At 54.8% G+C, this 20,424-nt stretch carries 19 protein-coding genes; 8 read left to right on the top strand and 11 right to left on the bottom strand.

The window, feature by feature from the left end:
• The first annotated feature begins 93 nt into the window (after positions 1-93).
• From HY36_RS03350 to HY36_RS03325, 6 genes are all read left to right on the top strand, one after another.
• The gene (locus HY36_RS03350) at positions 94-1,014 is read left to right on the top strand and encodes a VOC family protein (protein ID WP_035548483.1); all 921 of its coding nucleotides are present in this window, start codon (positions 94-96) and stop codon (positions 1,012-1,014) included.
• Complete coding sequence (locus tag HY36_RS03345; protein ID WP_035548481.1) at positions 1,011-1,754, top strand: SDR family NAD(P)-dependent oxidoreductase; 744 nt, start codon at positions 1,011-1,013, stop codon at positions 1,752-1,754. Before HY36_RS03350 ends, HY36_RS03345 begins: the two co-directional genes overlap by 4 nt.
• A 110-nt stretch (positions 1,755-1,864) precedes the next feature.
• The gene (locus HY36_RS03340; RefSeq protein WP_035548661.1) at positions 1,865-2,191 is read left to right on the top strand and encodes a 2Fe-2S iron-sulfur cluster-binding protein; all 327 of its coding nucleotides are present in this window, start codon (positions 1,865-1,867) and stop codon (positions 2,189-2,191) included.
• A 419-nt stretch (positions 2,192-2,610) separates the two neighbouring features.
• Entirely contained in the window at positions 2,611-3,543 is a 933-nt protein-coding gene (locus HY36_RS03335) for an SDR family NAD(P)-dependent oxidoreductase (protein WP_206741146.1), read from the top strand.
• Between the two features lie 77 nt (positions 3,544-3,620).
• Positions 3,621-4,691 carry a phosphotransferase gene (locus HY36_RS03330; protein ID WP_035548475.1) on the top strand — a complete coding sequence of 357 codons (1,071 nt, stop codon included), beginning with the start codon at positions 3,621-3,623 and terminating at the stop codon, positions 4,689-4,691.
• 253 nt (positions 4,692-4,944) lie between these two features.
• The gene (locus tag HY36_RS03325; protein WP_035548473.1) at positions 4,945-5,769 is read left to right on the top strand and encodes a pentapeptide repeat-containing protein; all 825 of its coding nucleotides are present in this window, start codon (positions 4,945-4,947) and stop codon (positions 5,767-5,769) included.
• Positions 5,770-5,855: 86 nt separating this feature from the next.
• Here the strand turns inward: HY36_RS03325 and HY36_RS03320 are convergent, their stop codons facing one another.
• The 7 genes from HY36_RS03320 to HY36_RS03290 all read right to left on the bottom strand — a co-directional run bounded on the left by HY36_RS03320 (position 5,856) and on the right by HY36_RS03290 (position 13,832).
• The gene (locus HY36_RS03320) at positions 5,856-6,515 is read right to left on the bottom strand and encodes a pentapeptide repeat-containing protein (RefSeq protein ID WP_081806013.1); all 660 of its coding nucleotides are present in this window, start codon (positions 6,513-6,515) and stop codon (positions 5,856-5,858) included.
• Between the two features lie 853 nt (positions 6,516-7,368).
• Entirely contained in the window at positions 7,369-9,018 is a 1,650-nt protein-coding gene (locus HY36_RS03315; RefSeq protein WP_035548470.1) for a recombinase family protein, read from the bottom strand.
• Positions 9,015-9,419, bottom strand: a complete 405-nt coding sequence (locus HY36_RS03310; RefSeq protein ID WP_035548468.1) for a DUF2924 domain-containing protein — start codon at positions 9,417-9,419, stop codon at positions 9,015-9,017. The genes HY36_RS03315 and HY36_RS03310 overlap by 4 nt, the downstream gene beginning before the upstream one ends.
• Positions 9,416-9,670: a DUF3489 domain-containing protein gene (locus tag HY36_RS03305; RefSeq protein ID WP_035548657.1), complete on the bottom strand. Its 255-nt coding sequence runs from the start codon at positions 9,668-9,670 to the stop codon at positions 9,416-9,418. Before HY36_RS03305 ends, HY36_RS03310 begins: the two co-directional genes overlap by 4 nt.
• A gap of 475 nt (positions 9,671-10,145) precedes the next feature.
• Positions 10,146-11,897 (bottom strand): ATP-binding protein, encoded by a 1,752-nt coding sequence (locus HY36_RS03300; RefSeq protein WP_035548465.1) that lies wholly within the window; start codon positions 11,895-11,897, stop codon positions 10,146-10,148.
• A gap of 10 nt (positions 11,898-11,907) precedes the next feature.
• Positions 11,908-12,945 carry an SIR2 family protein gene (locus tag HY36_RS03295; RefSeq protein WP_081806012.1) on the bottom strand — a complete coding sequence of 346 codons (1,038 nt, stop codon included), beginning with the start codon at positions 12,943-12,945 and terminating at the stop codon, positions 11,908-11,910.
• 83 nt (positions 12,946-13,028) lie between these two features.
• The gene (locus tag HY36_RS03290) at positions 13,029-13,832 is read right to left on the bottom strand and encodes a hypothetical protein (RefSeq protein WP_035548462.1); all 804 of its coding nucleotides are present in this window, start codon (positions 13,830-13,832) and stop codon (positions 13,029-13,031) included.
• Between the two features lie 135 nt (positions 13,833-13,967).
• Between HY36_RS03290 and HY36_RS03285 the strand changes: the two genes are divergently transcribed.
• Positions 13,968-14,459: a thermonuclease family protein gene (locus HY36_RS03285; RefSeq protein WP_051602458.1), complete on the top strand. Its 492-nt coding sequence runs from the start codon at positions 13,968-13,970 to the stop codon at positions 14,457-14,459.
• A 146-nt stretch (positions 14,460-14,605) separates the two neighbouring features.
• Here the strand turns inward: HY36_RS03285 and HY36_RS03280 are convergent, their stop codons facing one another.
• Positions 14,606-14,827 carry a hypothetical protein gene (locus HY36_RS03280; protein WP_035548460.1) on the bottom strand — a complete coding sequence of 74 codons (222 nt, stop codon included), beginning with the start codon at positions 14,825-14,827 and terminating at the stop codon, positions 14,606-14,608.
• A gap of 44 nt (positions 14,828-14,871) precedes the next feature.
• Between HY36_RS03280 and HY36_RS03275 the strand changes: the two genes are divergently transcribed.
• Complete coding sequence (locus HY36_RS03275; protein ID WP_206741145.1) at positions 14,872-16,917, top strand: DUF2075 domain-containing protein; 2,046 nt, start codon at positions 14,872-14,874, stop codon at positions 16,915-16,917.
• A gap of 35 nt (positions 16,918-16,952) precedes the next feature.
• On the opposite strand, the gene terL is transcribed toward HY36_RS03275, so the two are convergent.
• From terL to HY36_RS03260, 3 genes are read right to left on the bottom strand one after another with little or no spacing between them, the layout of a single operon-like run.
• Positions 16,953-18,416 (bottom strand): phage terminase large subunit, encoded by a 1,464-nt coding sequence (gene terL / locus HY36_RS03270; RefSeq protein WP_035548453.1) that lies wholly within the window; start codon positions 18,414-18,416, stop codon positions 16,953-16,955.
• A complete protein-coding gene (locus tag HY36_RS03265) occupies positions 18,409-18,801 on the bottom strand; it encodes a DUF5681 domain-containing protein (protein WP_035548450.1) in 393 nt (130 codons plus the stop codon). Before HY36_RS03265 ends, terL begins: the two co-directional genes overlap by 8 nt.
• 2 nt (positions 18,802-18,803) lie before the next feature.
• Entirely contained in the window at positions 18,804-20,162 is a 1,359-nt protein-coding gene (locus HY36_RS03260; RefSeq protein WP_081806009.1) for a site-specific DNA-methyltransferase, read from the bottom strand.
• Between the last annotated feature and the right edge of the window lie 262 nt (positions 20,163-20,424).

Raw genomic sequence — 20,424 nt, 5'->3', positions numbered from 1 at the left:
AGACAATTGCTTTAATTGGGATAGTGGGAGAGGCGCTGATCCGCAGGATGAATTCTGGGGAGACGGGGCCGTTCCTTGAAAGGGAGAAACGGAATGTCAATCGATGCCATCCGCTATGTGCGCCTCGGATATGTTGGTTTGAATGTCACCAATATGGAGGCCAGCGTGAATTTCTATGAAACGCTTGTTGGATTGAAGATGGATGCGCGCCCCGCCTCAGGTGTCGCCTATCTGCGATGCAGTGACCGGCATCACGATATTGCCCTGTATGAGCATGAAGTGCCTGGCGTTAAGAGAATCGGCTGGGAGATGGAAAGCCCGGAAGCGCTTGACGCCATAGAGGCGCATCTCACATCGATTGGCATCGCCTGTGCGCCGGTTTCAGACGCCGAAACGCAGGCGCTCAGGATCGGGCGAGCCTTTCGCATGACAGAGCCGACAACGGGGGCCACGTTCGAATTCTATTCCGAAATGGCAGCGGCACCGGAAGCCTATCATCCGACCCATACCCAGATTGCCCGGCTCGGGCATGTGGTGCTCAGCAGCCCAGACAGGGAGGCTACAGAGGCCTTTCTCATGGATCATATGAATTTTCGGGTTTCGGACCGCATTCAGGGAATCGTGACCTTCATGAGATGTTTTCCCAATCCGTTTCATCATTCCCTGGGCGTCGGATCAGCGGGCAAGCCGGGGCTGAATCATGTCAATTTCATGGTTACGGAAATGGGTGATATCGGCAAGGCTACCAATCGGATGAAGAAAGCCGATGTTCCGATCGTTTACGGAATAGGCAAGCATCCACCTTCGGAATCGGTCTTCCTCTATTTTCTCGATCCCGATGGCATGACGATCGAATACAGCTATGGCATGGAGGAGTTTCCGGAATCCAATCCACGCCAGCCCCGAGAAATGCCGGCATCCCTGGAATCCATTGATTACTGGGACGGCGTGCCAGACCCCAGAATGGGGAAGGTCGGCGCGCTTGAGCCTCTGGGAGACACTGCAAAATCATGAAATATCATGGCAAGACCGCCCTCATAACAGGGGGGGCGAGCCCGATCGGGCTCGCAGTGGCAAGGCGCCTGTCCGCGGGAGGGGCGAATATTGCTTTGGCCGATATTGATCCGGAGGCCCTGGACCGGGCAGGGCGGGAGCTTGGAGGAAACCCTTTGCTCAGTGTCGCGGATCTGAGCGATGAGCATGCAGCATCGGACTTTGTAAGCGCCGCGATCCAGCGTTTCGGCACGGTCGATATCCTGGTGAACAATGCCGGGGGTGGCATAATTGACTGGACCCGCAATCATACTCCGACGTCCATACGTCAGACCATTGATCGCAATCTGTGGACCATGCTTTGGGTAACCCGCGCCAGCTTGCCGTCCATGGTGGAACATGATTATGGGCGGATCGTGAACATCGGGGCAGATTCGGTTCGCAACGGGCTTGTCATGCACGCGATATACAATGCGGCCAAGGGAGGGGTGCATGCGATCGCCTCAGGATTGGCCAGAGAATATGCCCAATACGATATTACGGTGAATGTGGTCGCGCCATGCATGGTGCTCACGCCGCAAGTGATTGCTGCCAAGGAGGCGAACAATCCGATCGTCGCCGAAATGGAGGCGGTGATCCCGAAAGGTCGGTCTGCCGAACCTGACGAAGTGGCCTCAATGGTGTCGTATCTGTGTCTTGACGAGGCCCGTTTCGTCACCGGCCAGGTAATCAGTGTGAACGGTGGAAGCACCATGCAGTAACTGACTTTCCAGACCCTTTTGTCAGGGCATATCGGCTGGCTTCTTGTCAGCACAATGAAACCGTCCGCTTCGGGAATTCCCAATTTAGACCAATGGAGACATGCGCGGCCATGCCAAGAATTACTTTTACCGACCATACAGGCGTTGCCCGGGAAGTGGATGCCCAGACGGGTGAAACCCTGATGGAGGCCGCTGTGAAGAATGACATCCCGGACCTGGAGGCCGAATGCGGCGGGGCATGCGCGTGTGCAACATGCCATGTCTATATTGATCCGGCCTTCCTCTCCCAGATGGGAGCAGCCTCGGCGGCGGAGCAGGACATGTTGAGTTTTGCCAGCGATGTCCGGAAAAACTCGCGATTGTCATGCCAGATCCTCGTTACAGAGGCGCTTGACGGTCTTGGAGTGGAGACGCCCGAGACGCAAGGCGAGGCCTAGACTACGGCCCTGCCAGTCCTCACATCTCAGCAATAAAATAAAACACTTGTACTTTTTTGATTGTCTCTTGCGGAAGGCGACGATAAATTGTGCATGGATCGGGAGTGTTGGACACATCACGTCCAAGCCCAGTCTCGCCGAAGTGCAGTGTTTCCTCCTTGTGCGCACTTCGGCCACCTTGCCAACGGAGCCTGCGGCGAAGGCCGCAAGGCACCGTTGGCCTTTTATTTCGTGTTGGCAAATAATCTAAGCCCCCCGGTGTCCCGTGAGGAGGATTGGAAGGTCACTGAAAGACGAAGCCGGAGCGGGCGGGCGGTTGCGTGCGCAACAGCACGCGAACATCATTGCAATCCGCGAAAGATAGAATAAAACAAGGGTATTAATTGACGCGGGATCTAGATGAGCCCGAAATCTGATCCATGGTGCAGTTTCTTGCTGGGCTTGAGAGTCTGGAAGACGCTGGGATGGATGAGAGACGAACACCAGGAAACTCAGAGCAGGGGAAATCGATGGGCGGAAGACTGGAAGGCAAGGTCGCGGTCATTACCGGCGGCGCAAGCGGTATGGGGCAGGCGTCGGCGCTCATGTATCTGCGCGAAGGCGCGTCCGTGGTCGTTGCAGATCTGAATGAGGCGGCGGGAAAGGCCACGCTCGATTTGGCGACACGAGCCGGCCATGAGGATGCGATAAGATTTATAAAGACCGATGTCTGCGAAGAGAGCCAGGTAGAAGCGATGATCGCTTTGGCCGTGGGCGCGTTTGGGCGGCTTGATATTGTCTTCAACAATGCCGGTGTTGGCGGGGCCATGAGTCCCATAGTCGAGACGCGTTCAGAAGATTGGGACAAGACGTTCGATATCATGATGCGCGGCGTATTCTATGGCATCAAGCATGGGGCGCCTGCCATGAAGAATACGGGTGGCGGAGCCATCATCAATACGTCTTCCACCGCTGGTCTGGGTGGAGGAAGCGGGCCTGCGGCATATTCTGCTGCGAAGGCAGGGGTTATAAATTTGACGAAAAACGCTGCCATACAACTTTCAGCAGACCGCATCCGGGTGAATGCCATAGCGCCTGGTGGCATTCATACACCGCTGGTTCCGGCTGCGTCGGATGATGAAATGAAGACTTTCATGAAGGGCAAGCAGCCCTGGCCCGATACGGGGCAGTCCAACGACATTGCCTATGCAGCTGTGTATCTCGGGAGTGATGAATCCCGCTTTGTGACAGGAACCACATTGCTTGTAGACGGAGGGTTGCTTGCCTGGGGGCCTGGGCTGTTTCCCCATTCGGGCGCGTCAAGAACATCGGGCATGCGGATGAGCAGCACGGGTGCTGCGGACCGCCCGTAATGTCTGACTTGCCTTGCCCCTGGCCCTGATCATCGTGTGTGCACCTTGTATCTCTTCCAATTCAGGCAAAATTTGACATGATTAAATCTCCTCGCGACCTCCCGCTTGATCTGGATGACATTGATGCGAGCTGGCTTTCCGACATACTCCAGAATCAGTTTCCCGGGGTAACGGTTGAGACCTGTCGTCGAACGGGGGGGCACCGGGGCACCTCCATGTCGGCCTGTTTTGTCCTGACCTACTCCAACAAGGCCGGACAGACGCCCCCCGACTCTGTCTATGTGAAGGGCGGGTTTGACGACACCTGGCGCAAGCGGGTCTATCAGGCCTTGCAACAGGAGGCGATATTCTACAATGAAGTCGCCCCTGACATAGAGCTGAATATTCCGCATTCTTACTATGCTGCCACAAGTGCTGCACCCCAAGGCATTGTGGTTCTGGAAGACTTGCAGAGGCGCCCGGGAGGCGTGCGATTTGCCTCTAATCTGGCGGCTGTATCGCCTGATGATGTCGCGGCTGTGCTTGAGACAATCGCGCAGCTTCATGCCGGCTGGTGGGATGATTCCCGATTGCGAAAATATGAGAAGTGGCGCGAACCACAGCGTGTATTCCTGAAATACCTCTATCGCCCCGCGCATTGGGAAGAACTGCTGGCGTGCAAGCATGGTGATTTGCTCGAACAGATATTGCGAGATTCGTCGACGGCAAAACAATCCCTGGAGACCTTGTGGAGCCTGATGGATGCACGTCCCCATACATTCCTTCACGGCGACCTTCATGGCGGCAACATTTTTTACGAGAGCAATGGCAGGCCCGGATTTCTGGACTGGCAATTGTGTTTTGCAGGCAATTACGCGCATGACATGTCCTGGATTATTGTGACAGCCTTGGACGTGCCCCAGCGCCGCACACATGAACGGGATCTTGTCCGGCACTATCTTGACGCGCTGAGGGCCCATCACGGCGAGGCGCCTGCTTTTGAAGATGCGTGGTTGTCCTACCGGCAGAACATGGCACATGCAGTTGCGTCCTATGGCGCCGTGCCACGAGACATGGGAGCGCCGGATATTGTCGAGCGCTCCGCTGAACGGGTCTTTCATGCAGCCCTGGATCATGATGTGCTGGAAGCGCTTGGGCTGAAGACCTGATCGGTGAAGTCTGACGGACAGCCGGTTTTCCAATGACAGGGCCTGGCTCGCCCGGTTATGTGCCAGGGCTTCCGGTTCACGGGACAAGCTGGAAAGCAATGCGCGCAGACGCCCCATTCGCCCGCGCCCGAGCGTCAACCAGATTGGCCGGATAGCTGTCTTGCATTGAATGAAGGGAATAACCCATCCGAATCGCGCAAGGGGGGGCAACCGGTCAGCTTTCCCTCCCTATCTTAGTGAACGAGCCGAAATAATGTTCGACCCTCTCAATCCTGAATTCGATTATCGCTGTGGCCCAGGTGAAGATCACCAGCGAATGAACGCGGCGGACTTTACCGGTCTGGACACTGTTCAATTTGGCGTCATTTCCAATCTCACGCTTACAGCTCTGCTATCCGACAGATTGTTAAAACGGGTGATTTTTGAAACTTCCTCCCTCGCAAATTGTGAGGCCCAGTCGACAACATTCGATTCCTGCGAATTCTATTCCGTGAAGATCGATCAAGGAAACTTTCAGGATTGCACTTTCGTGAATTGCAATTTCAACGCGCCTGGACAGTCGCCCTCCGTGATCTCGGGAATGAATCTCAAGGGAGCGCGATTTATCGATTGCGATTTAAGCCGTGTAATCTTCTCAAGATGTGATTTGTCTGATTGCGAATTTGACAATTGTCTGATGGATCAAACCCAGCTGAGCACGTGTGAGTATTCGCGTCATATCGCGAAGGAGTCCTGGATCTGCCGATTTTCGTTGCGGCGGAGCATCGCAAGGAAAGTCACCTTCGCAAGCAAGCGGCTTAATCGTGCCGTGTTTGATCACACCCATTTCGTGGAATGTGACTTTTCCGACGCGGACTGTATTGGCGCCTCATTCATCGGCAGCGTTTTCGAGGCATGTGATCTTTCCAATGCCGATCTTGGTGAGATTGATTTCTCCAGGGGGGAGCTCATTGGAACCGATCTTTGGGGCGCGCGAAATATCTACGGAGCAAAAATACTCGATACACAATTATCAGCCCTCGCCAGCTCCATGGGATTCTCCATAAGAAAAGATTGGGATGACGAAGCGTTATTCTGAGATCGACGAGAATCCCTGATCCATTCATGCTGGCTGGTGCCGAATAGTGTCTGCACACGGTCCCGCAATACAATGCCTCTAGGCGCCTATAGGACAGATATGCCCAACCCTCCGAGGAGGTCAGTGGCTTGTGATTTCGATACAATGGCTCCTTTGAGTATACCAGCATCCGACAATTGTATCTGACCCAGATCGCAGCCTCTCAGGTCGGCTCCAGAAAACTTGGCTAATCTGAGCGATGCTGACCTCAAGCTGCAATCATCAAAAATCGCATTGCGAAAATCTGCTCCGTCAAGATCGGCACCTTCAAAATCGAGCCCTTCAAGCGTCTGTTTACGGAATGACGCATTTCGCAAGAATACCTCTCTGAGGATGCAATGCTGAAATGAAGCTCCCAGCAGGCGTGCTTCACTGAAATTGGCTCCGGTCAGTTTGCACTCCGTGAAAGAAGACCCTGATAGGGACGCCCCTCGCCAATTAGAGTTGGCCAAGTTGCAGAGATCAAACTTTACATCGCATCCTTCCGCAGCTTCAAATCCTGTGTTTGTCATCTTGCAATGTGTGAAAACAGAGCCGGACAGGTCGGAGGATCGAAACTGACAATCAACCGCATTCACCCGTTTCCAATTTACCGCAGCAAGATCCTGATTGGAGCAATCCACAGAAATGAGCGAAGCGTTTTCCAGGTCTGTGTGTTCACCCTGCTTAATCATGGATAGAAATGTACTTTGATCGTACGTTTTCATAATGTCCCTCGCGGCGGATCTGAGATTGGAAATGTCGGATCTTGAGCCTGAAAATCTTGCAGGCTTGATCACTGAGGAGGTCGGACTTTCGAGTGGCTTTCATGGTGCGCATGTTTGGCGCTTGCCTTGCTCTGAATTTCTGACGGGGGGCCGGAATCGGGTCAAGGTGCTTACGGGAAAAACGGGCCAATCAGCACGATTTGATTGCGCGGTTACATATTCGACAATAGAAGTTATCTGCGAGTGCAGTACGACATCGGGGTCCGAAAACTTGAGGAAAGTCTTGAACGTCCCTTAGGGCGATCTGTGAGCAGCGCACATGCACCGTATATAGATAGAGACATTGCCGCGTTCACCAGCCGACACCAGGAATGTCATGCTTCTACATAAAAAAAGTGCTGCACATTTTGCTGCACAAAGTGCTGCACGCGAATTTAATTTTTACATTGAAAACAAGCATGTATAATGGCCCGACATGACGGAATAAGGACTCTCTCTCCGCCAGCCACACCCCCAATTAGAGTAAAGTACACTCACCTTCGCGCAAAGCCCCACATAACGCGGGCTTTGGCGCCAAGCTGCGTCTCCGTTTCAGGAACAGGGTAGATTTCGTGGCTGAAATCCGCCGCCGTCTCCGTTTGCCAAATGCAACAGTACCCTTGGGCCGGATTTCCCTGATAACCCGCGATCTACAGGGAAATTCTGTAAAATAACAGGGAAGCACCCCGGAGCGCTCGTGAAAACATGCGTAAAATCAGTGGGTTTCGGGAGAATTCCCTACTTCAGGAACAGGGAATTTCCTGAAGACGACCAGGGAAATGTTTTTGGAGAACAGGGAACGGGACTGCCGGTATCAGGGAGCCGCTTCAAACCCCAGCGCCGCCCATTGCTCATCCCAGTCCAGCGGAATGTCGGACGTTACGAGCGGTGTGAGCGTCAGACCCTCAGGCTGCCGGCCTTCCAGGATCGCCCCGACAATTGCAGGCGACAGGAATGCCAGCTGAATGCGCTGTCGGACCATCAGCGTCTGCCACCCATAGCGCGCCGCAATGTCCTTCATAAGGATGCCCGCCTTGATTTCCTCCAGCCAGGAATGCGCTAGGGCAATCATCCGGACCAGCTTCGGATCCGGCGCCGCATGGATCGCTCCGAACACCAGCCTCGATTCCTTCCCGCGCCGCCTGACTCCGAACGGCGCTTCAAGTTGGAGATTGCCGCGGTCAATTTGGTCTTCCGTCACTCCGAACCATTCGGCGATCGCATTCGCAGACAGTGCGATGTCCAAATGCCCTGCAGAAACCTGAACTCGCTCGACCAGGTCTGTGGCCATGGTCCGGGAGAACCTCGCGAGGTTACGCTTTACGCCTTCAAGTATTGACGGAGTTGGACTGCGAAGGAGCCGGGACACGTCACCGCCGATATGCCGGAAGACAGTCTCGCTCACGGCGTCTTCCAACTGCTTTGCGGGCAGCCTCCAGCCGGAAGCATCGTTGGGTGAGCCTGCCAGCAACCGACCCGAGACATAGTAGCGATACCGGCGACTGCCTTTCTGAGAGTGTGTCGGGGTCAGGAAGTCGCCGGTCTCATCAAAGATCCGTCCGGTCAGCAAGGCACCAGACCTGGACGGGCGCCGGGACTTCTTAGGTGATTTCAGGTCGAGCCGTTCCTGAACGCGATCCCACAGGTCCTGATCCACGATCGCATCATGTATGCCTTCGTGGGATTCCTGCTTATGCCGGATGCGGCCGATATAGACCGGGTTACGCAGGATGAAGTTGATCTGCCCGCGACTGAGGGGTTTGGAACCCGTCACTTTCCCATCGCTGAAGGTGCGCCGCTTGGATCGATAGCCACGGGCGATGACGTCCTGTTCGACCTGACGCAAGCAGCCATGCTGAACATAGAGACGGAAGATTTCCCGGACGATCTCTGCCTCCGCTTGGTTGATCACAAGCGTCTGCATTTTCGGATCCGGATGTCGATCATATCCGAGCGGTAGCAGACCACCCATCCAGAAGCCCTTCTTCTTCGATGCAGTGATCTTGTCCCGGATGCGTTCGGCGGTGACCTCCCGTTCGAACTGGGCAAATGAGAGCAGCACATTGAGCGTCAGGCGGCCCATACTCGTCGATGTGTTGAACGACTGGGTGACCGAGACGAAGGAGCAGTCCGCGGCATCGAACCGGTCGACCAGTCTGGCAAAGTCCGCAAGCGACCGGGTGAGCCGGTCGATCTTGTAGACAACGACCAGGTCGACTTTGCCATCAGCGATGTCCTCCAAAAGTCGCTGAAGCGCCGGTCGCTCCAGGTTTCCGCCCGACAATCCGCCGTCATCATAATGCGCCGGGATCAGTTTCCAGCCTTCATGCCTTTGGCTGGAGATATAGCTCTCGCAAGCTTCTCTTTGAGCATCGAGGGAATTGAAGGCCTGGTCCAGACCTTCATCGCTCGACTTGCGGGTATAGACGGCACAGCGGATTGTCCGGCGGCCGGGCTGTGTCATGCTGCCCCCTTCAGTCCGAAGAAGCGCGGTCCGGACCATTTGACGCCGGTGATCTCCTTCGCGATGGCAGAGAGCGACCGGTAGGTCTTGCCGCGATAAGAAAAGCCATTCCCGACGCGATCGACAACATGTGTGACGCCGTTCCATTCGCGGACCAGCCGGGCATCGGATCTGAGATGGGTGGTGGGGCTGACTGATCCGTCCGCATCGGCGATCGATCGAAGCTGCTTTCTGAGCCGAAGGCCCAGGCCCCCGTGTTCAACGGCCTGGGTTTCGAAGGCGACGATCCGGCGGAGCAGAGGTGTGCTCAGTCCCTTCGGTGGCGGCGTGTCGAGTAGGTGTTCGTAACGACCAACCAGGTCGGCGCGGGGGAGATCCTTAAGCTCGGCTGCGGGGCTCATTTCTTCGCTCCGGCAATCCGGTAGCGGGATTGCCGCGAGCCTTCTGCGGGATTGAGCTTTTCCAACTCAATTCCTGCTTGTTTCAGGCGGGTGAGTGCGGCGCGAGTTGTGTGGGTCTGCCAACCGAGTTTTATGGATAGGGCTTCAGCGGTCATGCCGTCAGGTTTGGCGAGAAAGCTTTTGAGCTGATCTGCTTTCGAAGCCTTGTTCTTGGGTTTCGGTGTGGCGCGGTTGGATTTGCGGTTTGTCATCGGGTTTCCCTTCAGGTCTGAGGAAGCGACCAGTGCTTCCACGACCCGAAGGCCCGATGATTTGCCGGGCGTCCGCGGGGCTGACCGCGACAGGAACAGCAATGCTCGGAACAGGGATGAAGTCCAGCTTTCTTAATCTGCAGGCAAAAATAATTGATGAGACCGATTCCGATCCGCCACGTGTGGAAAAGTGGGCGGGAAATATGTTTTCTGCGGCTGACCTTCGGGACCTGAGTGAAGCCTCAGGACTGGGATTTCTTATTCACCAAAATGTTCAAGAGAGTTTGAGTCTTTGGAGTACTAAGGAGGGTTTGGTCGATTGGATTTATGCTATCTCTCAAGTAATTTCTGTAACGATCATGTTTGGTGTAGCACTCATAAATTATAACCGGTCGACCAGTTTGACCGTATTAAGTGTGAGCTACAAAACTATTGCTGCTGATGTCTTGAAAATTTGCAGGCAACGCTTCGCATTCTATTGGATGCTCTGGCGGCGCCATGCAAGCACTGCGCGGTCCGTGTCAGGAACTAGGTCACTTTTGCTCCATCGATCCCAGAAAGGCACAGTCGCGCTATCTGGCTTGTACTTCGGTTCGGCGACGCGAACACGGGTTGGCAGCAAACTCGCATCTCCAACGACCAGCGCTTCTCCAATATCAAGAACTGGAAGAAGGTCGCCAAAACCACCCAAGCTGTCAGGTAGCAACCGTTTGATTGCTGATTGATCCTCACCGTTTGTCAGTCGCATCGCGACGACATTATTGCATTGGCTCAGAACGGTGCGGTTCACTTCGGCTGGCCGCTGGCTAATCACAACCAATCCAATTCCATATTTCCGGCCTTCTTTGGCAATTCGCTCAAATACTCCAACAGAAATATCACTCACGGAATCTGCGTTTGAGCGCTCTGGAACATACAAGTGGGCCTCATCACAAAAAAGCGCAATTGGATGTCGCTTTTCGATTTCTGTCCACTGAGTAACCGTGAATATAAGCCTGGCAAGGAGGCTCACCATAAGTGGCAGAATGTCGGAGGGGACCTCTGAGAAATCGACTATCTTAATCCCGCCTTTTCCATCGGCTTGTGAGTCACGTCCGCCCATTAGATGATGGGTCATTGCGCCGAGCCATTCCATCTTCATGCATTCTTCGCTGGGTTGGAACAGGAAGCCCAGTCTTCGGTCCAATGTCTTTGACTTGAAGCGGGCAATCAAACGACTAAGTTTGCCATTGAAATCACCAGCCTTGGTGGTTCCAGCTTTGGCGCCATCTACGCGTTCAGTATCAAGGCGCTCCAGCTCGTTCACTACGACGGAGATATCGAATGGGACGGGGCTGTCCACAGTGAAGTTTCTCAATATGTCGTCGTGATTGCCAGCTTCTAAATAGGAACGCTTGGCCTCAGTAATGCAACGAGCCATGACCATTGCTTGATTGGGCGCATTTTGGTCCGTTCGATCGACAAAGAGAGATACCATTGCTTCGTAACCCAGCAGCCAGTACGGCAAGAACAATATCCCATCATCTAGTCCTGCTTTTTTTTCAAGATCGCCAGAGCCTGCTACTCGCAAGTGTCTAAATTCGTCTCCCTCAAGTGTTTTGTACTCTCCGTGCACGTCAAAGAGGATGGCATTGGCTTGCGGTAAGGAGGCAATCTGATCCAATAGTCTTGCTGTAGTCCATGATTTGCCTGAGCCTGTGCTTCCTACGATTATCGCGTGCCGCTGAAATAGTCGGTTGCCGTTCAAATATGCAGTGGCATCTTCGTCCAGCGTATAATTTCCGAGTTCAAGTTGCGGGCCCTCGCCGACAACATTTGAAATAACTTGCATGAATTTCGTAAGACGGTCGCCCTCTAACGCAAAGCAGTTCGCATCTATCTCCGGCACCGTCTCCAGCGTGCGGCGGAACACATTTCGTGCCATTCCAATACGGTTGATTAGTGTTCCGATTAGTGCAATTCGAACCAGATTGTTCTCTGGCAATGCAGCCGGAATTTCATCTGTTTCCAGGTCAAGTTCTGTCCCGCTATCAAGTGCTTTCCGTGTGATCCGAGAGACAATCCCAATCAGGTGTTGGCCAGCTTTGCTGCTTTGCAAAACCACCAAGCGATTTACTTGGACGCGCTTTAGTCGTTCGAGATCATCGACTCGAACAACTACAACGGCGGTGTCGACTGCGATAATTTTCCCAAGAGATTCTTCATCTTGATAGTCGAGGATCGTCATGGCTGCACCTTTACAAAACCAGATCATTGAATTTTGCGAATGACCAGAATTCGCAATTCTCGATTACCGCACCATTTGGTATTTCGTACGTATAGGCTCGAGTGCCATCCTCACAACTTTCCAGAGCTAAGTACGATGTACCAGCGCTTGTGCGGAGAAATTCCTTCGTCTCATCAGTTAGCGTCCGCGCGAGAACTACGAGCGGTACGTTTTTCTGACGACATCGCTCAACCAACTTCGGTTGAATATGTCGATCCCTAAATCCGTAGCCGATACATAGCACCGAATTTGCTGTGCCAAGTGCGAGGTCAGCTCCTTGGATCGCCGATCTGAAGGGCTCATCGTGCGTTCGCTCATATTTGCTCACGCCAGGTGTTACTATCATCGGGGAAAATTCGGCTGGAAGCTCGCGACTTAGTGGCAGTGAAACGATCTGCCCTTGTTTGCCTTGAAACCAATCTAGCGAGCCATGGACTTTCCAGATACGCACAACTCGAGCTGGATGGTTCCCTCTTCGAAAGGTGATTCCATCCGCGCCCTCCCGTCGTCGAATTAAGCCCGGAACAAAGCCTGTTCCATGGAAATGATCGGCTACATCAACAGCATATTCGGCTACTCGATCGTAGTTTGGTGTAACAAGGTGAAGTGTGTTGTTTGTGCTTCTAAAAAGCCCCCGAATAAATTCGGACAAAGGAAAAGCTTCTTCACCTAAGGCGGCTCGCTGAAGCAGCGCTAAGTCATCGGCTGTGATGGTAAGCCAAGTGCGCTCAACAATTTTTTGAATCAAGCTCGACGGCACATTTGTTTTTCCGAGTGCCTCTTCTAGCCCATCACCATTCGCCAAATCGGCCAGAATCCGATTCCAAGCCTCTTGTTCCTCACAACCTTCTGCCGTTAGCGTGTTCTTAAGTTCATCGGCAAGAGCCATCATTCCTCGGATGCCGTGTGGCACGGAAGCTCCGCTCCCAAGCACCACAACAGGATGATGCTGAACGCAGGTTTGGGCAAGTTTGCCAACGGCTTCGATTGTCAAACTATCTGAACTCATAGAACATCCTGGCGTTGAATCGTCGAATAACTTTTTGGAGATAGCGAGTAACCGAGTTTCGACCTATTACCTTTGAATTTCTATTAGTTCGTCTCACCGATATTTCCATTTTCGTCGCTTTGTGAAAATCGATCGATAGCCTCTTGGAGGCGTCCAATTAGGGGGAAGTCGGTCGGCGTGGGCGGAGATTGGGCGTATCTAAACCCTCTGAGTTGAACTAGCATGTCGCGTTCCTCAGTGGATATGACTCCATTGGCGACCAAAGCTGAAAAATAATCCGCACTCATCATTTTTAACTTTCGGACTTCGTCTTTCGTCGTCTGGCGCATGTACTTTTTGTTCTGAAGTTTCTCCCGACAAGCAAGTTTTGCCCTTTCCCATAGTCCTTTTACAATTTGACGGGCGTGGTTGGAGTCAGTGACGATGCCTTGGCCAAGCAGCAAGGAGACTGCCGCATACAAGCCCTCGATTAGCTCTTGGCCTTCATCTGCTTTCTGAACCGTTTGAGCCTGAAATTGATCTAGTTGGGACTTGAACCGGCTCGTTAGGTCATCAAGTTTGTCGTTAGTTGTATTGCTCAGATCTTTCAGGTCTCGCTCGGTTCGATCGACCATGTCACTCAGGGAGGAAATGCGATCTTTGAACACAAAGGGCAGGATTACCGCGGAAGAGAGTAGCCCAAGTGCTGTTACCATTGATGAGATAACGTTGGCTCGTCCATCGCCTTCGAGATTTGTCCAGAGTTCTGCCAGCCATCCGTCTCGGACCCCAAAGTAAATGCCACCAATGACGATGGCATAGAGAGATAAAACCACTCCGACCGCTAACGTAGAGAATACCCCAAGTGACTTTTGCTTTTGATCTGCTTTGATTTGAGATTCAGCCATTTCACACCCCACTTTTTAGCAAACAATAGCGGAGAATGTGGAGGCGTCCATTCAATTTAAAGTCGGGGGAAATTGCCCCGACAGTCGATCCGCTATAGATTCACGAAGGAGCTATTCGAATCCATGGGGATGCACATGCGGCACATGCAATCTATCTTTGTCCTGGCCGCGATTGGTGTGGCGGCTTGCCGACCGTCGACTACCGAGCTTACCCAAGGCTCTGAAGACCAACTTGCCGGCACGGCCTCGGTCATCGACGGCGACACGATCGAAATCCACGGCGAGCGCATTCGGCTCGATGGCTTCGACTCCCCCGAGCGTGGCTCCATATGCGGTTCGGTCAATGTCTACAAGAAGGCCGCTTTCGTTTTGTCCGACTTCATCGGCCAGCGCACCGTCATCTGCGACATCAGCGGCAAGGACCGCTACGACCGCAAGATTGGCAACTGCGAGGCTGGCGGCAAAAGCCTCGCTGAATTCATGGTCAGCGAAGGCTGGGCGAGGGACTGGCCGCGCTACAGTCACGGCGCCTATGCCGATGAAGAACGCCAAGCCCGAAATGCCCGTCGAGGCATTTGGGGGCTGGACTGCCCAGCGGACCTTTGGGGTGACCGCAACTACGACTGACCGAGTAGTGGTCAGAGGTGGCGTCCATTAATCGACTTGGGCGGTGAGCACATCCGAACGCGTTTGTCTTATTGCCCTTTGGTTGTTTGTCGCTTCCGTCGCCAAGCTCTTTCTGCTGGCGCCCATCGCAAGCTCGCTGCCCATCTTCATGGTGCGTCCACGAAGGAGGCGAGGTCGAGGATCCTGTCAGTTGCTAGGGCTTCCGCATGACGGCGTAATATCTGTGCGCTCGTTTCGAGTGACTTTTCGGGGATACTGAACTGGACCGTGATTTCAGCAAAGGCCCTTTCGTGAACCAGTTTCACCGTGACATCCCGATCTTCAAGATCCACAACGACCGTATCAAATGACCAAAGCTTTGTGCGCATGGGCTACCTCCAATCGATAGCCGAATCCTATTCGGGGTTGTGGGTTGGTCCGCGCATTTTACGTGAATCAGGCTAGTCAATCTGGCGAGATTAAACCGAAGCTGCCGAGGCTGCTGCTACATTGGAGAGAACATCGCGTGATTGCGCCGGCCTATTACCAAGCCCCGATCGATCAGTTCCTGAACCAGTCCGTCGATGAGATCCTCGGGCAACTGACTGCAGCGCACGGCTTCGCCCTGGAGCTCACGCAACGCGATGCCTGGAAGGTGCAAGTTGAGTTGCTCCAGGACCAATTAAGGGAGCTCGATCACGGCGAGATCTTCTTCGAATTCGCGATCCCGCGCATGGGCAAGCGAGCAGATGTCGTATTGCTGCTGGACGGCACAGTCTTCGTGGTGGAATTCAAGGTCGGGGCGTCGAGTTTCGACCGCAGCGCCATCGACCAGGTGCACGACTACGCCCTCGATCTGAAGAACTTTCACAAGGGGTCTCATGGATTACCCATCGTCCCCATCCTCATCGCCACGCGGGCCCCCCGTATGGCGCCTGAGGAGGTGAACTGGGCTAAGGACCATGTCGCCGCGCCGATCCTCTCTAGCGGCAAAGAGCTGATCCCACTCCTGCACGGGCTAGTGCCCAGACCGGTTGCGGCGGTCGACGCCGAAACGTGGATCCGATCCGGCTATCTACCAACCCCCACCATCATTGAAGCGGCTCAGGCCCTCTATCAGAACCATTCCGTCGAAGAGATTGCCCGCTCCGATGCCGGTGCGCAAAACCTCACAATGACGACGGAGTGCATCCGGCAGATCGTGGCAGATGCCCGCGCCAATCGGAAGAAGGCGATTTGCTTCGTCACCGGCGTACCAGGATCGGGCAAAACCCTCGCCGGCCTCAATATTGCGACGGAGAGTTCGCACGAGGACGAAGAGGGGCGGGCGGTGTTCCTCTCCGGCAATGGGCCGCTCGTGATCGTCTTGCGGGAGGCGCTGGCCCGGGATCAGGTCGCGCGCCTCAAGGTCAAGAAGGGCGATGCCCTGCGCGAAGTATCGAGCTTCGTGCAGAACATTCACCACTTCCGGGATGAGGCTCTGCGCTTGGAGGCGCCACCGCCCGAGCATATTGTCATCTTTGATGAAGCCCAACGTGCATGGACCCGGGATCAAGCATCGAAGTTCATGCAGCAGAAGCGTGGCCAGGCGAATTTCGATATGTCCGAGCCGCAATTCTTAGTCAGCGTGATGGACCGACACGCCGACTGGGCGGTGATTATCTGTCTCGTCGGCGGCGGCCAAGAGATCAACACCGGCGAAGCGGGCCTGGCGGAATGGATGGGCGCGCTGCAGGCGCACTATCCGGACTGGGAGGTGCATGTCTCGGAACGCCTGCACGACCCCGACTATGGCCTCTCAGAGCATCGTGAAGGGCTTCTCGGGTCGAAACGGGTCACATGGGAGGCGGGGCTACACCTTGGCGTGTCGATGCGTTCCTTTCGAGCCGAGAAGCTTTCAGAATTTGTTGGTCACATCCTCGACAATCGCCCGGAGGAGGCTCGGCGGGTCTATGCGGAGATCAAGGACCGATATCCGATCGCGCTGACCCGGGACATCGATGCTGCCCGCGAGTGGCTCCGCCAGCATGCGCGGGGGACAGAGCGCCCTGGGTTAATTGCCTCGTCGGGGGCGTATCGCCTTAGGCCTGACGGCATCAATGTGCGCGCCAGCATTGATCCGGCAAATTGGTTTCTCAATGGACCAGATGACGTCCGATCGGCCTACTATCTCGAAGAGGTCGCCACAGAATTCGACGTGCAGGGGCTCGAGCTCGACTGGGCGGGCATTTGTTGGGATGCGGACCTACGTTACGAGGATGGCGCCTGGAGGCAGCACGCGTTTAAGGGGACGCGTTGGCAGAGTGTGAATTCGCCGGAGCGTAGGCTCTACCTGAAGAATGCATACAGAGTAATTCTGACGCGAGCGCGGCAAGGCATGATCCTCTACATCCCGCAGGGAGTTGTAGAGGACAAGACCCGGCATCCGCATTTCTACGATGGCATCGCGGCCTACCTCATGCGTTGCGGATTAGGGTGAGCGTACCAAACAAGCCGTCTAGGAGATGTTAGCCGTCATCGATACCGGCGTTTACGCTCTTCCGCGATTGGATGCTGCATATACCAAACGAAGAACTTCACGGCCTGAGATAATGCGTCGACCTGGTCATCATTTCGCCCGTTTGGAAAAGCACGAAGCTCAGATTCTAGCGTTGGCAACCAGTCTGCTTTCTCAGGCAATAGGACCTTTCCTTCTTCGACTGCGACCATCGCCTTTTCCATACGCGTAATTTTGTCCTGAGTCGGACTTATTCCGTAAACATACGGAATAAACCGGCCGACAAAATCTGTATCCCGGAGCTTTTCATTCAGATGTTCGATCAGGGCAATGCCGTTGGAAGCTCTTTCGATAATCAGATGGTCCGGTCGATGCTCGACGGAAAGTGAGTGAACGAGGCGGCACAACTCGGGAAACGTATACCGCTTCCTTGAGACGCCCGTCAGATACACTTTGCCATCAGTTATCCGAAAGCTCATGATTACGGAGTAGGATCCAGAATCTGACCCGGATGCAGCATCGATGCTGTAGAAACGAAGATCACTGAGCTTTGGGATCTTTTGGTAGCGACAAAATTTAGCCAGATCGATAATGCCGCCGCCATCTGGCAGCGGATTTTGCTGGAACTGCGCCTCGAACGCTCTATGCCCCATGATCCTGCGCTGCTTCTCAAGATACTCTAGAGGGTAGCGCTCGGGGTGAAGCAGGTCGCCTATCTTTCGATCATGGAAAAGACCGCGGCCAATCGGAATCCTTTCATTGCGAACCGCGATGGCCGGGAAGCTCAGCTGCGACCAATCCTCTTGCTCGGCAAGGTGGGCGGCAGGATCGTAGATCGAAAGCCGCTGCATAACGAGAACAATGGGAGTCGTGGCTGGATTGTTGGTGCGGGTCGACAGTGTCTCGTCGATCCATTTGTTCACAGCAAAGCACGCGGTTTCATTGTCCGCATCAGATGCGTCTAGCGGGTCATCAATGATGATTACGTCGCCGCCTCGCCCGGTGACATTCGAGTCAACTGACACAGCAATGCGGCCACCACCCTGAAGCGTGGTGAATTCCCGTTCGCTATCCTTCGTCAACACGCCCTTCAGTGAAGGGAATATTTCCTGGATATCTGGATGCGAGATTAGTTGCCTGGCGAGGTTCGACAGTTTGACTGCGAGTTCGAGTGAGTGAGAAACGGCAAGGACTGTCTTCGCTGGGTCGTTTCCGATGATGAATACAGGCCAAAAAACGGAAGTAATGAGCGACTTCAGGGACCGTGGCGGAAGCGAGATCATGAGTCGTCGAATGCTCCCTTCGCCAACGCACTGCAGATGGTAGCCCATCGCATCGAGATGCCAGCCTTCTTCGAGCCTCTTGGTCGGATGGAGGCAGGAAAAGGCTTTGCGAACGAAGCTTCGAAAATCAGTGCGGCATAGCGCGTGAATGTCGGATTTAAGGGCGTGGACCTCCGGCAATATCATGGTGTCAGTCATCCTTGGCCCCCTTTTCCGCAATAGCCCGCTCAATGAATCGGGCCAGGAGGGCCTGATCTTCGGCGCTGGCAGGCTGCTGTCTCGGATCGACATCGGGGGCGTCGCCGAAGTGCAAGTTCAACTGCCGAAGGAGCTCGGTCAGTGCCTTTGGATTACCGTTCAGCGCATCAGTGACGAGGCGCTTCGCTACGGCTTCGAGTTTGGACACTTTCTTGGCCTTGCCGGCTTCCTTGATCTCGAGCCGCGTTTCCAACTCCTTCGATAAGGCTGTCTTGAAGGAGCGGGCGTCTTTGGGACGCCCCTTCGGGTTCCCCGATTGGCCAGGCTTGAATTGGTGTTTCTTGGGCGGCTTACCGTAGCCGCCCGCGTTCGCGGTCTTGGACATGATCAGTCCTCCCGCTTCGCAGGTGCCGGCAGGGCGAGCACCGCTCCGCGCTGACCGGCATCAGAGAACGTCGCACCCGTCCCGGCGAGGCGAGCCTGCTGGCCCGTCATGGCTTCCCAGCGGTGTATGGCGACATCCACGTATTTCGGCTCGAGCTCAATCACGCGAGCTCTGCGCCGGGTGCGCTCGGCCGCAAGGATGAGGGATCCAGAGCCCCCAAAGCCGTCGATTACGATGTCGCCTGGATCGGTCAGATCAAGAATGGCATCGGCGAGGAGGTCGGTGGGCTTTACCGTCGGGTGCGCGGCAAGGTCCTCGTCACGGCCTTTCCGGAAGCCTGCGGCGCCTGGATAGGTCCAGACATTCGATCGATTGCGGCCAAATCGGCCAAGCTGGATGTTATTCGTATGCGGTCCGGTTCCCACTTTATACAGTGCGAAAAATTCGTGCTGGGATCGATACAGGGAGCCCATCCCGGGCGTTGTTTTGGTCCATACGCAGATGTTCAGGCGCTGCGAATAGATGGACTTTGCCGCCGCGAAAAGATCGCCAAGATGGCGATGATCCATCGCGACCAAGTGTAATGCGCCGTCGAGGCTGTACTTGATGGCGAGCGAGAGACCTGCTCGCAGGAAATCCTGGAATTCCTCGCTGTTCATTTCGCCTGAAGCGAACTGAAATTCATCATGTCCCTTAGACGTGACGTGCCCCCGTATCCGGACATTATACGGAGGATCGGTAAGGCACAGGCGCGCCTTGTCTTCCCGCATCAGTTGGCACCAGACGCCTGACTCTAGTGAATTGCCACAGATCAGCTCATGGTCCGCAAGGAGCCAGTGATCGCCGGGTCTGGAGATGTGCGCCTCAGGTACTTCCAATTCCTGGTCATCGTCCGTCGCAGGCTGTTGTTCAGCCTGCTGGAGCGCAAGGTCAATTTCGGCGATCTCGAAGCCAGTGGTGCGGAGGTCGAGATCGATCGCTGTGTCGACGAGAGCCGAGAACTCCAAGCCCAGGACTTCTCGGTCCCACCCGCCGCGCTCCGGAAAGCGGTTGGCTGCGATGACATAGGCCCGCTTATCAGCCAGTGAAAGATGACGCACGCGAACTGCGTCGATGTGGCTGAATCCAAGTTCGCGCATCAGCTTTGTTCGCTCATGCCCCGATAGAATGAACGAGAGTTCGTCGATCACGATAGGGTCAATCATGCCGTGGGCGCGGATAGACGCCATCAGCGCCTGCTGCTTCCCGCGATCGTGGGTGCGGGCATGGCGCGGCCAAGGTTTCAGCGACGCAATAGGAACACGTTCAATCTCAGGCTGGGGAGAGTTGGACGCAAATGAAATTAGGGGCTGGTTGCCCATCGAAGTCTCCTTTCTAACGCGAACGAAACTTTCGGATTTGTCCGAGAGTTCCGTCGGCGTACTGGAGACTGACCGGCGTGCCCGACAGGAGCGTATTGAGCACCCCGGTATTGCGCCGAGGCCGGTTAGATCAGCGTGCCGTCAAATGGATAACTGAACCTGTCGACAGAGAGCGCTGCACGATTCGGCCAAGGAGGTCAAATGGCTCACCTGTTGACGTAATTCTTTCTATGGTCTGCTCCCCGGAAAGTGGTCCATTGTT

The organism is Hyphomonas atlantica corrig., assembly GCF_000682715.1.
In the GTDB taxonomy this organism is placed as follows: domain Bacteria; phylum Pseudomonadota; class Alphaproteobacteria; order Caulobacterales; family Hyphomonadaceae; genus Hyphomonas; species Hyphomonas atlantica.
The sequence above is the reverse complement of the archived record's forward strand: the minus strand, read 5'-3'. Positions and strand labels throughout refer to the sequence as shown.